General features: G+C 55.4%; 10 protein-coding genes. 9 read left to right on the top strand and 1 reads right to left on the bottom strand.

The window, feature by feature from the left end:
- Positions 1-11: 11 nt before the first annotated feature.
- From NQ519_RS04395 to NQ519_RS04365, 7 genes are all read left to right on the top strand, one after another.
- On the top strand, positions 12-1,472 hold the full coding sequence (locus NQ519_RS04395; protein ID WP_019152347.1) for a RagB/SusD family nutrient uptake outer membrane protein: 1,461 nt from the start codon (positions 12-14) through the stop codon (positions 1,470-1,472).
- A 120-nt stretch (positions 1,473-1,592) separates the two neighbouring features.
- Positions 1,593-3,260: a PKD domain-containing protein gene (locus NQ519_RS04390; RefSeq protein WP_019152346.1), complete on the top strand. Its 1,668-nt coding sequence runs from the start codon at positions 1,593-1,595 to the stop codon at positions 3,258-3,260.
- Between the two features lie 166 nt (positions 3,261-3,426).
- Positions 3,427-4,938, top strand: a complete 1,512-nt coding sequence (locus NQ519_RS04385; protein WP_019152345.1) for a calcineurin-like phosphoesterase C-terminal domain-containing protein — start codon at positions 3,427-3,429, stop codon at positions 4,936-4,938.
- A 139-nt stretch (positions 4,939-5,077) separates the two neighbouring features.
- Positions 5,078-6,601 carry a sulfatase family protein gene (locus tag NQ519_RS04380; protein WP_019152344.1) on the top strand — a complete coding sequence of 508 codons (1,524 nt, stop codon included), beginning with the start codon at positions 5,078-5,080 and terminating at the stop codon, positions 6,599-6,601.
- 10 nt (positions 6,602-6,611) lie between these two features.
- Positions 6,612-7,526, top strand: coding sequence for a glycerophosphodiester phosphodiesterase family protein (locus tag NQ519_RS04375; RefSeq protein WP_227901170.1), 915 nt, complete (start codon positions 6,612-6,614; stop codon positions 7,524-7,526).
- 4 nt (positions 7,527-7,530) lie between these two features.
- Positions 7,531-8,901: an MFS transporter gene (locus NQ519_RS04370; RefSeq protein WP_227901171.1), complete on the top strand. Its 1,371-nt coding sequence runs from the start codon at positions 7,531-7,533 to the stop codon at positions 8,899-8,901.
- On the top strand, positions 8,898-9,092 hold the full coding sequence (locus NQ519_RS04365) for a hypothetical protein (RefSeq protein ID WP_227901024.1): 195 nt from the start codon (positions 8,898-8,900) through the stop codon (positions 9,090-9,092). The genes NQ519_RS04370 and NQ519_RS04365 overlap by 4 nt, the downstream gene beginning before the upstream one ends.
- Before the next feature lie 3 nt (positions 9,093-9,095).
- On the opposite strand, the gene NQ519_RS04360 is transcribed toward NQ519_RS04365, so the two are convergent.
- Positions 9,096-10,016, bottom strand: a complete 921-nt coding sequence (locus NQ519_RS04360) for a helix-turn-helix domain-containing protein (RefSeq protein ID WP_019149294.1) — start codon at positions 10,014-10,016, stop codon at positions 9,096-9,098.
- 189 nt (positions 10,017-10,205) lie between these two features.
- Between NQ519_RS04360 and NQ519_RS04355 the strand changes: the two genes are divergently transcribed.
- Both NQ519_RS04355 and NQ519_RS04350 read left to right on the top strand, forming a co-directional pair.
- A complete protein-coding gene (locus NQ519_RS04355) occupies positions 10,206-11,633 on the top strand; it encodes an L-fucose/L-arabinose isomerase family protein (protein ID WP_019149293.1) in 1,428 nt (475 codons plus the stop codon).
- Positions 11,634-11,659: 26 nt separating this feature from the next.
- Entirely contained in the window at positions 11,660-12,982 is a 1,323-nt protein-coding gene (locus tag NQ519_RS04350) for a glycoside hydrolase family 99-like domain-containing protein (protein ID WP_026076246.1), read from the top strand.
- Position 12,983 lies beyond the last annotated feature (1 nt).

Below are 12,983 nucleotides of genomic sequence, written 5' to 3'. Positions count from 1 at the left end.
TCCGTTCTGTCATGAAAATCAGTTCTATATTTGCCATTCTCACTGCGTCGGCGATACTGGCGGCGTGTGACTTTCTCGACGAATATAATCCCAACTCGGTGACGGTTGGCAACTATTACACTTCCGAAGAGGATATCGTCGCGTCGCTTAATGGCGTCTATACTTCACTGACACAAGGTTATGTCGCCAACAACCACCACTATTTCACCGATGTGCGCGCCAATACGACCGTCGTGACGAGCAGCGGCGCCAACAGCGGCATTCCCTACCAGTTCTACAATTATACGCTTACCGAGGAGAATGTCTATGTTTACAACCGTTATTCGCAGTTGTACAAGATCATCTCGCGGGCCAATACGCTCTTCGCCCATTTGGGTGATGTCAGTTATGCTGCTCCTTCGGCCCGCGATACGTATGAGGCCGAAGCGCGGTTCCTGCGGGCGTTGGCTTATTACTGGTTGGTGACCGAGTGGGGCGATGTGCCATTGGTGCTTAAGGCTTTGGAGAGTGCCGAGGAGGTTAGGGCCAACAACTACCGCCGGCCAAAGGCCGAGGTTTACCAGGCAATCTTCGACGACCTGAAATATGTGACCGAAAGTCCTCTGGCCGATGTGCAGCCCGCTTCGGCATGCGGCAAGGTCAGTAAATCGGCTGCATGGGCCCTTTGGGGCAAAGCCTTGTTGCAGCAGGCTTGCGATGAAGATTTCGTCGGTTCGAAATCCGAATTGCTCGGACAGGCGATTGAAAAGCTGACGGCAGCCTGGAATTTGCGTAAGTTCGGCGAACTTGCCTCGGTTCCCTATTCTGCAATCTGGGACCTTTCGACGCAGAAGTCGTGTGCCGAGAACATTTTCCAGATCAACTACATTCAGGGAAACGCCGATCTGGGATCGGTGTGGAATTACCTGTACGGACCCGAAGGAACGGGTGTCACTTCACAGAAGAAGGGTGAGATGCAGAACGTCACGACACAGGCCGTCTACGATTCGTTCGAGACAGGGGATGTCCGCCGCTCTTTCCTGCGGGCGACGAATATGGCGGGACAAACTTACTATCACACCATGAAGTACGCCGATCTGGAGTGTGGGGCCAATGGTTATGGCGGTAATAACTGGATCGTGCTGCGTTATGCCGATGTGGCGCTGATGTTGGCCGAAGCCTACTATTGGTCGGAGGAGGAAACGTTGGCGAAGACCTGGCTGAACAAGGTGCGCGAGCGTGCCGGGCTGGGCGACTGGTCCGGAAGCGACCTGCGTCAGGGAATCTACGACGAACGCCTGCACGAATTCATGCAGGAGGGACTTCGCTGGCAGGATTTGCTGCGGATGTACGACCGTACGGAGATGCTGGAACACTTCAGCGCGATCAACTCCAATTTTTCATTGAAGGACCTGCTGCTGCCGATCCCCTACAACGAGCGGATTCTCAATCCCGAAGGACTTTACCAGAATCCGGGATACGGAGACAACTAAACGGGGCGGAATATGAAAAGATTCTCATTGCTTCTTCACGTGCTCCCGCTCGGTTGCACGGGTGTCCGTCGTAGAGAGGCAAACCGTTAGATATTCGAAAAATCTCAACAGACTGAATTTATGAAAAAAATCATATCATTGTTATGTGTCGCATGCCTGGCTTTCGCCGTCGCATGTTCCGACGACAAAGAGGTGGATCAGGCTTTCGATTCGGTGCTCACGCCGGATTTCACGTTCGATGACAGCGAAGAGATCATTGCCGGCGTCGATGCCGTGCAGTTCATTGACAATTCCAAGGCCGAAGGCACGGAGATCAGCGGTTATTTCTGGCATTTCGGATTCGCCGGATTGGGCAACTGGTCGGAAGACGCCGTCCCGAATCCCGTTATGTATAAAGATGCTGGCGAATACACCGTTACACTGACGGTGTATGGCGCCGATGGCAACAGCCGCTCGACAAAACGAACGATTGTCGTCAAAGCCGCCAACCTTGCACCTTCGGCCTCTTTCTCTTACACTCCGGAAACGGTGGTTGTGGATACCGAAGTGACCTTTACCGATACCTCGGTCGATTCCGATGGCGAGATCGTTGCCCGCCGATGGACCCTTCCCGATAATACGACCTCTACCGATGCTTCGGTCAAATATACTTTCACGAAGGGCGGCACGTTCAGTGTGACACTTCGGGTGACCGATGACCGGGGTGCAAGCAGCGAGGTCTCGAAGACGGTCTATGTCGCCGGCGGCGAAAGCTCGGGCTCCGGAACGGCAGACGATCCGTGGGTGATCGCTACGGCCGACCGTTGGAACGAGATCGCGGCGTCGATCAACGGCTCCGGCGAGTTTGCGCCCGATGCTTATTATATGCTGGCAAGCGACATCGATTTTTCCGGCAAAGAGTTTGTCGCATGGCGCAATTTCTCGGGCCGGCTCGACGGCAACGGCCGTCGGCTGATGGGTATTACGGCGACCAATACGGTGGCTTCCGCAGACATCGATAAAGAGGCAGGTGCATTCGGAATAATCTGTGTCAATGATGGTACGGTGAAAAATATCACTGTCGAAGCGAATTTCACCTCGACCGGTCACCGGCTCGGCGGTATTGTCGGCAAGAATAACGGAACCATCGACGGCGCTTGTTTCAAGGGTAATCTTTCGGGAGACAAACGGGTCGGAGGTATTGCTGGCGAGAACAACAAGATTATCGTAAACTGCGCCACTTTGGGAGGCATTATCCGGGGTTCCGATCTGAACGGGGATGGAAGCGTAGAGAACTGCGGCGGTCTGGTCGGAGGCAATACCAATAAAAACGCATTCGTCATCAACTGTTATGGCTGGGCCGATTCGGTTATACTGGAAGGCGGCGGCAATAGCGGCGGCCTTATCGGCTACGGCGGCAGCGATTCGTTCGCCATCAACTGCTATTCGACGACAGCTGTCGTTTCCGGAGGCAATTCCAGTATCGGAACCGTCGGATATATCAAGAAGAGCAATTTGCAGAATATCTATGGCAACGCGGCCCTCGCACAGGTCATAGGAAGTTCGAAGAATACCGGAACCAATGCACCTTCCGTTTGGCCGACTCCGACCACGGGATCGCTGACACTCGATCAGATGATGTCGGGTGCAGTGACCGTTCCCTCATCCGGTTTGCAGAAAGAAAGTTTCGTCGAGGCGTTGAATGCCGGTGTGGACATTTTCAACAGTGCAACGTTCGACCAGAAACCCGAGGGCGTGATACTCCGTCGTTGGAAGAGTTCGGGCACTTATCCGGTTCTGGCAGACTGATATTTTACCCATGTTTATGAAACGGCCCTGAAGGGCGATCTTTCAGGGCTGTTTTTCATCCACTTAAAAATTGAAAGCAATGAACAAGCATATTTTCGTTTTTCTATTCATTATCGGAGCGTTTTGCCTGTGCAGTTGTGCGGATGACTTCGCTACCAGGATCAATTTGGACGGGAATTCGTCCGGGGAAGATTTTAACAGCGAAGCCGCACTCTATGGCACGGTTCAGGACAACTATGGCAAACCGGTGGCAGGCGTACTTGTCAGCGACGGCATTCAGACCACTGAAACTGACGCGGAAGGTAATTGGCAGCTATTCAGCGACCTGACACTTCGCCGATTCGTATTCATTACGATTCCGGCCGGTTATGAAGTCCCGTCGAAGAACGGAATTCCCCAGTTCTGGCAGCGGATTTCCGCAGACGAAAAGCAATTCAAGGCTGATTTCATGCTGATGAAACGCACCGGTTCAGACGACCGGTATACGATTCTGATGACGGCCGATCCGCAGATCCGCGCCCGGAATGCCGGAACGGACCAGTATCTGTTCCATTCGATCGACATTTACGAAGACATGTGTACCGACATGAAGGAACTCGCCGCGACGATCACCGACCGTCCGGTGTACAGTATCTGCCTGGGCGATATGGTGCACAACAACATGAGTCTGTGGGAAGACTATTGCAACGGGATCAAGGATTTTTCGTTTCCGGTGTTTCATGTGATCGGCAACCACGACCACATCCAGAATGCCGCGAGCGACGACCTGGCCGTAGCGGAATATGAAAAATACCTCGGGCCGACAAACTATGCCGTTGACCTGGGGCAGCTGCACTACATCTTCCTCGACGACATCAACATGAAGGATAATTCGGCGCTTTCCAGCAGCGCGACGGGAGCTTATCAGAATGGGCTTTCTGACGAAACGCTCGAATGGCTCCGCGGTCATCTGGCGCATATCGACAAGAGCAAAACGCTGATGGTCTGCGCCCATTCGTCGCTCTACAAGAAGATCGACTACAATCCCTCATCGACGGACCTCAATGCCACGGCCTATACGAACCTGTTTTCCGGCTACAAATATGTCCACTCCTGGGCGGGACATCAGCACTACCACTTCAATTACGCTTATGCTGCCGAAGAGACAGGATCGAGGTTCGCCAACGTCGAGTCGCATATTCTGGGCCGTTCGACCGGCATGCTGGGGTTGAACGCAAGTGTCAACAGCTGCGGCACGCCGCGCGGCTACATGGTGATCGAAGTCGAAGGTGAAAACATTTCGTGGTATTACAAACCTTGCAACTATGAAGAGGGCAAAATGCTGAATCTGACCAAAGAGTATCAGATCCGGGCCTATTATCCCGGGGAGCTCGATCCCGGCAGCGGGGTCTATTACAGCGATCGGAAAGTATATGCCAATGTATGGAACCATGACGCTCACTGGGGCCCCGTCTATTATACGGACAACGGCAAGACGAAGGTTGCAATGACGAAGGGAACGACCTACGACGGTTATGCCAATTACCTCTACTTCCTGTACAAGGATCAGTATACGGTTTTGGAAAAGTCGTCCACGCCGCATATGTTCAGCATCGAACCGTCGGAGGGAGCGACTTCGGCGACGATCGAAACGACCGACCGGTTCGGCAACCATTATACGGCCGATATAAGCTGGTAATGGACGTGTCATTTCTTTCGGTTCCCGAGATGCCGAAGGGTTCGCAAGGGACAACATGTGATCTATGAAACGTGATTTCTTATTTTTGGGAACTGCCGTATTGGGCGGATTGGTCCCTGTTCATGGTCAGGATAAGACCATGCAACGTCCGAATATTCTGTTCTGCATCGCCGACGATGCAGCATGGCTTCATTTCGGGGCCTACGGCTGCCGATGGGTCTCGACTTCGGTTTTCGACAGCGTTGCCGCCCGGGGCATATTGTTCGAGAACTGTTATACTCCGAATGCCAAGTCGGCCCCTTCGCGTGCGTCGCTGCTTACGGGGCGTTACTCGTGGCAGTTGGGCGAGGCGGGCAACCACATCTGTCATTTTCCCGAGGATATCAAGGTCTTTACCGAAGCGCTCGAAGAGGCAGGTTACGACGTAGCCTTTACGGGTAAAGGGTGGGCCCCGGGTAATCCCGGAATGAAAGACGGCCGGAAGCGGCAGTTGACGGGCGAAGCGTGGCAGAGCCGGAAACTGACGCCTCCGACCCCCGAGATACTCGCTACGGATTATGCGGCGAACTTCTCCGATTTCCTCTCCTCGCGTGAGGATGCGTCGCGGCCGTGGTTCTTCTGGTTCGGCTGCCGCGAGCCGCACCGTCGTTATGAATACGGAAGCGGAGCGGCCAAAGGCGGCCGGACAACTGCGGAAATAGATCGTGTTCCGGCCTTCTGGCCCGACAACGAAACGGTGCGCAACGACATGCTGGATTATGGGTTTGAGCTCGAACACTACGACCGGCAGTTGGGGCTGATGCTGGCCCGGCTGGAAGAACTCGGGGAGTTGGACAACACGCTTGTCATCGTCACGTCGGATAACGGAATGCCGTTCCCGCGTGCCAAAGGGACACAGTACGAGTATGCTCATCACATGCCTTTGGCCATGATGTGGCCGCAAGGAGTGAATAGTCCCGGGCGCCGGGAGACGGTTTACGTCTCGTTCGTGGACATCGCACCGACCATTCTGGAGATTGCCGGAACGGACCCCTCGGCGGCCGGGATGGCGCCGCTTCCGGGCGGGAGCCTCGTACCGCTGTTGCGGAATGAGCCGGACCCTTGTGCAGCGTTGCGCGAACGGGCGTTGCTGGGCCGCGAGCGGCACGATAACGGACGCCCCGGTGACCAAGGCTATCCGATCCGGGGGATTGTACGGGGCGGTTGGCTCTATCTGTGCAACCTCAAACCGTGGCTGCTGCCCGGCGGCAATCCGGAAACGGGCTACCGTGACATCGACAGTTCCCCGACTAAAACCGCGATTCTGCAACTGAAACGCAGCGGGCAGGACAATCGTTACTACGAATTGTCGATGGGGCAGCGCCCGGCAGAAGAGCTGTATCATATCGAAACGGACCGGGAGTGCCTCGCAAACCGCATCGGGGAGATTTCATGCCGGATTCTGGCAGACTCCCTGCGGGCCGAACTTTTCCGGACCCTGCGCGAGCAGGGGGACCCGCGGATGACGGGCGACGGCGACCTGTTCGACCGCTATCCTTATGACAAGCCGGGAAAGGACAGGATTTACGAACGGACCGTCAGTGGGGAGATCGTTCCGTGGGAACAGTCGAACTGGGTGCTTCCGACCGATTACGAACAATACGAAACAGTAAAAAACAAATAACCCGAATATGATGATAAGATTATTGATTTTCCTTGCGTCCCTTTTCCTCTTCGGTGCTTGTGCGAGTCCCGCTTCCGCTCCTGCCAGCCGGGCCGAGGGCATCGTGGCCGAAATCCACAACCCCTCCTCGCGGAAGGTCCTCGTCGCCTGCCACCGCGGCGACTGGCGCAACTATCCCGAAAACTCCCTGGCGGCCATCGAGTCGGTGATCGGCCTGGGCGCCGACATCGTGGAGATCGACCTTGCGCTGACCTCCGACAGCGTGCTGGTGGTCTGCCACGACCGGACGCTGAACCGCACGACGACGGGCAAAGGTCTCATCGCCGAAATCCCCTATGACTCCGTCCAACGGTGTTTCCTCAAATCGGGCCACGGCGTAGCCACGTCGCACCGCATGCCGACGCTGCGCGAAGCGCTGGAACTCTGCAAGGACCGCATCGTGGTCAATATCGACAAAGGCTACCAATACTACGATCTGGTGCAGAGGCTCTCGGAAGAACTCGGAGTCACCGGACAACTCCTGATCAAAGGCAAAAGCCCCGTCGCGGATGTCGCCGCGAAGTTCTCCCGCTACGAACACAACATGATGTACATGCCCATCATCGACATCCTCAAACCCAAAGGACAGGCCCTCTTTGCCGAATACCTCGATACGAACACCGTGCCGCTGGCCTGCGAAGTCTGCTGGTCGGAATACACCCCCGAAGTCGAAGCCTGCATGCGGAAAGTCGTCGCCGGAGGCTCGAAACTCTGGGTCAACGCCCTGTGGCCGTCGCTCTGCGGAGGTCTCTGCGACGATGCCGCTTTCGAAGGCGATCCCGCCGCCGTCTACGGAAAACTCGTCGATATGGGAGCCACCATGATCCAGACCGACCGTCCCGAACTGCTGATCTCCTATCTCCGCTCGCGGGGGCTCCATGACTGACGCCATGAACCGCTTCACGGAATTCTACCGCATCAGTCCCCCGGCCCCGGCCCGCGAGATGGACGCCGACGCGCGCTCGAAATACTACCGCCGCCTGCGTTTGCAGGCATTCGCGGCGGCGACGCTCGGATACAGTCTCTACTATGTCTGCCGCACGAGTCTCAATGTCATGAAGAAACCCATTCTCGACAGCGGAGCGCTCGATGCATCCCAACTGGGAGTGATCGGATCGGCACTCCTGTTCGCCTATGCCGTCGGGAAATTCGTAAACGGATTCATTGCCGACTACTGCAACATCAAACGCTTCATGGCCACGGGACTCATCCTCTCGGCGGCGGTGAACGCCCTGATGGGACTGCTGGGGCTGGCGCATTCCGTAATTCCCACGGCAGTGATATTCGTGACGTTCGCCGTGATGTGGGGGATCAACGGCTGGGCACAATCCATGGGAGCGCCCCCGGCCATCATATCCCTCTCGCGATGGTATCCCCTCCGGGAACGGGGAACCTACTACGGATTCTTCTCGGCGAGCCACAATCTCGGAGAATTCTTCTCATTCCTATTCGTGGGCTCCATCGTGACATTCGCAGGATGGCAGGCAGGATTCTTCGGATCGGCCGTGGCGGGAGCAATCGGTGTGGTGATCGTCCTCTGCTGGCTCCATGACACCCCGGAATCCAAAGGACTGCCGCCCGTAGAAGCCCTGGCCCACGAGAAACCAGCGCCGGGAGCGGACAAATCCGTACGGGAGATTCAAAAACAAGTGCTCCGCACCCCGGCGGTATGGGTGCTGGCGGCGGCGAGCGCGTTCATGTACATATCCCGCTATGCCATAAACGGATGGGGAGTACTGTTCCTGCAAGAGGCCAAGGGATACTCGGATGTGGAGGCAATATCCGTGGTCTCGATAAACGCCCTGCTGGGAATACTCGGAACCGTGTTCTCGGGATGGTTCTCGGACAAACTCTTCAAGGGAGACCGAAAGATTCCCGCCCTGCTGTTCGGCATACTGAACTCCCTGGCCCTGGCACTGTTCCTCTACGGAGGGAATGCCATGTGGGTGAATGTCCTCTCGATGGTCCTGTTCGGAATAGCAATCGGAGTGCTGATCTGTTTCCTCGGAGGACTCATGGCCGTGGACATCGTGCCGAGAAAGGCGACGGGGGCCGCGCTGGGAGTGGTGGGGATAGCCTCCTACTGTGCTGCGGGAATTCAGGATGTCGCGTCGGGATGGCTCATAGATGCGAACATTACCGTAACGGCAGATGGCGCCAAACACTACGACTTCGGACCTGTGGCTGTATTCTGGATTACAGCGTCAATAATATCGTTTCTGCTGCCGCTGATGAACAAAAAACAAAAGACAGAAGCATGAAAAAAAGGATATACGCGATCCTCGGTCTGCTGATCCCGGCGATGGCCGTGGCGGAGAACACGCCGGTGAAATATGCGGACGCGGCAAATCTCACGATCGTTAACAAAGCCCAACCGGGAGGTTCGGCGTTGCCTTTATGTAGTATGGCAGTATCATGCAGGCCAATGCGCATGCAATGTATTTCGTCATAGTATTTAGGATTGTAGGTTCAGTTCGTTCTGTGGTTTCAGGAGGCTTCCTTGTGTGAATTCCCTGTATTTGGAAGGGGTCATTCCTGTTTTCTTTTTGAATACGATGTTGAAGTATGAGGGCGTTTCGAACCCCACGGCATATGCGATCTGCTGACAGTTCATTTCGGAGTTGGTTAGCAGTTCCTTGGATTTTGATATCTTCAGCTCCTGCATGTATTGGTTTGGGGCGAACCCCGTGTACTCCTTGAATATGCGCCGGAACCAGGAGTATCCCATCCCGATCTGCCTGGCGATCGCTTCTCCCGGCAGATTTTGTTCGATGTTCTCCTGCATCAGGATTTTCGCTTTGGCGATCTGCCCGTCGATGTTCTTGTCACGGAAAGCCATCTGTCTGTCCTCGCTGTACGCGAACCCGAGCAGGAGGTTGACGATTCCGGCCAGAATCTGTTGATGGCCCGACCCCTGTTGTTGTGCTACCGTTGCGGCCCAGCGGTAGAGGTGGTATATCTCCTCGTGGATGCCGATGCTGAACACGGCCTTCTCCCGGACGAAAAACCGCGCTGCCACCCGTTTTTCGATGTCCGGCCCCGTGAATCCGACCCAGGATTCGTGCCATCCGGTGTGCGGATCGGGACGGTAGTTGTGCCATTCTCCCGGAAAGAGCAGGAACATGTCCCCCTCCCGGATTTCACACTCCTTTTGCCGGGTGGACACGAACTGTCCTCTGCCCCGGGTGATGTATACCAGTTGGTATTCGTTGAGGACTCGCCCCTTTTCGGTTGAAAAGAGATAGCGGGTGGGGTGGTTGCGCGACGGGTATTCGGCTTGCGGCGGGATGTTCTGGTGCCCGGCCGTGGTTACGACCATTCCCCAAAGCATATCCTGGTCGTTCGACATCAGGTATTTTACGTGGCTTTCTTCCATTGTGAGAAAATGATATCGGCAAATTTTGAAATCTCCAGTGCAATTATAGGAATAAATGTTTATATGGGGCTTTATATTTTGACAAAATTTCATGTCAGAAAATGAAATCATCAAATCAATGCGAGAAATAGTGCTTGCGATGAATTCCATAGCTTTGCTGAAAATTCGTTACTTGCATTTGATGATTTTATGGAACACACAACGACACGGGCCCGTATCGGGCTCTTTGCTACGGGACTCGATACGTATTGGAACCAGTTCGAAGGTCTTCGCGACCATCTGAACGCTTACAGGGCGGAGATCGTTGCCGGGATCGAAAGAACGGGCAACGTCGAGGTCGTCGATGGGGGCATGGTGGATTCGCCCGAAAAGGCGCTCGCGGCAGCGTCTCTGCTGGCCCGGCGGGAGGTGGATCTCGTATTTTTGTATGTCGCCACTTATTGTCTCTCCTCGACGATTCTGCCCGTGGCCCAGCGCATCGGATGCCCCGTCATCGTGTTGAACTTGCAGCCTTCGGCCGCCATCGACTACCGGAAGATCAATGCACTCGGCGACCGGGGACGGATGACCGGAATGTGGTTGGAGAACTGTCAGGCTTGCTCCGTTCCGGAGATCGCCAACGTGTTCAACCGGGCCGGGTTGCGTTATGACATCGTCACCGGTTACCTGAAAGACGCTTCGGCCTGGGAACAGATCGGGGAGTGGGTGGCCGCGGCGAAAGTTTACCGGGGCATGCGTGAGAACCGGCTGGGTATTCTGGGCCATTATTACGGGGGCATGCTCGACGTTTATACCGACATCACGCGCCAGTCCGCTGTCTTCGGGACGCATTTGGAGATGTTGGAGATGTGTGAGTTGAAACGTTTCCGGGAGCAGTTGACCGAGGATGATGTGAATGCCAAGCTCGGGGAATTCCGCTCGAACTTCGAGGTGAGTCCGGAATGCGAAGATTCGGAACTTCGGCGAGCGGCGGCGACATCGGCGGCATTGGACCGGATGGTCGAAAACCACCGGCTCGGGGCAATGGCTTATTATTACGAGGGCGAAGGTGCGTATGAAGATATTGCGACTTCCGTAATCGCCGGGAATACGTTGCTTACGGGGCGCGGCATCCCCGTTGCCGGCGAGTGCGAGGTGAAAAATGCCCAGGCGATGAAGATTCTGTCGTTGTTGGGTGCTGGAGGATCGTTCTCGGAGTTCTATGCAATGGATTTCAACGATGATATCGTGATGTTGGGACATGACGGACCGGCCCATTTCGAGATTTCCGAAGGCCGCGTCGGCCTTGTGCCGTTGCCGGTCTATCACGGCAAGCCCGGAAAGGGTCTTTCGATTCAGATGTCGGTGAAACAAGGGCCGGTGACGTTGCTTTCGGTCTGCGAGGACGGAAAGGGTGTTTACCTGTTGGCTGCCGAAGGCGAAGCGGTCGAGGGTCCGACCTTACAGATCGGCAATACCAACAGCCGTTATCGCTTCGGATGCGGAGCCCGGAAATTCATGGATGCCTGGTGCAAAGCAGGTCCTTCTCATCATTGCGCCATCGGGGTCGGACATCTGCTCGGGCCGTTGAAGAAAACGGCCTTCCTGTTCGGAATCCCGATCTTTGTCGTAGAATAACGTAACTTTACCTTAAAACTTAAAAAATGAATACATTGAAACAATTCTGTGCAAGACTGTTCTGTGCAGCCAGCCTGTCGCTCTACGCCGCGACCGCTCTGTCGGCTCAACCGCAGGAGCATCAGCAATCGCTGCCCCGGGACCTCGAAGCCATTGTCGGAGACCCGTCATTGCTCCGGAAACCCGAAGGTTTGACCGTAGCCTGCTACACATTTCCTAATTATCATGCTTCGGCCCTCCACAACAAGCTCTATTCCCCCGGATGGACCGAATACAACCTCATCCGAAGTGCACGTCCCTGGTTCGAAGGCCATCAACAGCCCCGGACACCTCTGCTGGGAGAATTGGATGAAAGCCTGCCTTCGACCTGGGAGGTCTACAACAAACTCTGTAAAAACAGCGGCATCGACGTACTGATCTGGGACTGGTATTGGTACGACGGCAAGCCCTGCCTCCACGAGGCGCTCGAAGAAGGATTCCTCGAAGCGAAGAACACCAACGACGTGAAATTCGCCTGCATGTGGACCAATCATCCCTGGTATATCCTCTATCCCACGAAGCAGACCGACGGAAGCAACGCCTATCCGCCCAGTTTCGATGCCCCGGATTTTTCCTATGAGGAGGCTTTCCGAAGTCTGGCATACATCGTTTCACGCTATTGCCATTTGGAAAACTATTGGCGTATCGACGGAAAACCCGTCATCTGTATCTGGGACCCCAACCGGCTCGAACAACGGCTCGGACTCTCTGAAACCAAACGGCTCTTCCAGGAACTCGAAGCCTATGCCCGCACATTGGGACACAAGGGATTGCATTATCACTCGTCCGGTTTCTACACTCCGAATTCCAAGGAGGTGGGTTACAGTACGGCAGGGTCGTACAATCCGTTCACCTGGGTGGCCGATCATTACCAGCCGCAGGAGGTCGAACTTCCCGATTACGGTGTAGTCGCCGCCGACGTAGCCACGAAACTCTGGCCCGAACACTATGGCCGTTTCGAAATCCCCTATCTTCCGTCGCTCTCTCCCGGTTGGGATTCGACACCTCGCTACATAGAGCCGTCCAACGGACGTTCGGCCAGCCCCGAACGTCGTAAATGGCCGTCATGCGTCATTCTCGAAAACGAAAATCCGGCGGCTTTCAAGGCTCTCGTACAAGCGTCGTTCGCCTATCTCAATCAGCGTCCCGACGTGCCGCGCATCATCACCATCGCATGCTTCAATGAATGGAGCGAAGGACACTACCTGCTTCCCGACAATCGGTTCGGATACGGAATGCTCGAAGCTCTGGCCGAAGCCTTGGGAAAGGAGGGTAACCAGAACCGCATCGGTCGTCAAACCAATCGGTAGC

This window comes from Alistipes senegalensis JC50 (assembly GCF_025145645.1).
GTDB lineage: Bacteria > Bacteroidota > Bacteroidia > Bacteroidales > Rikenellaceae > Alistipes > Alistipes senegalensis.
The sequence above is the reverse complement of the archived record's forward strand: the minus strand, read 5'-3'. Positions and strand labels throughout refer to the sequence as shown.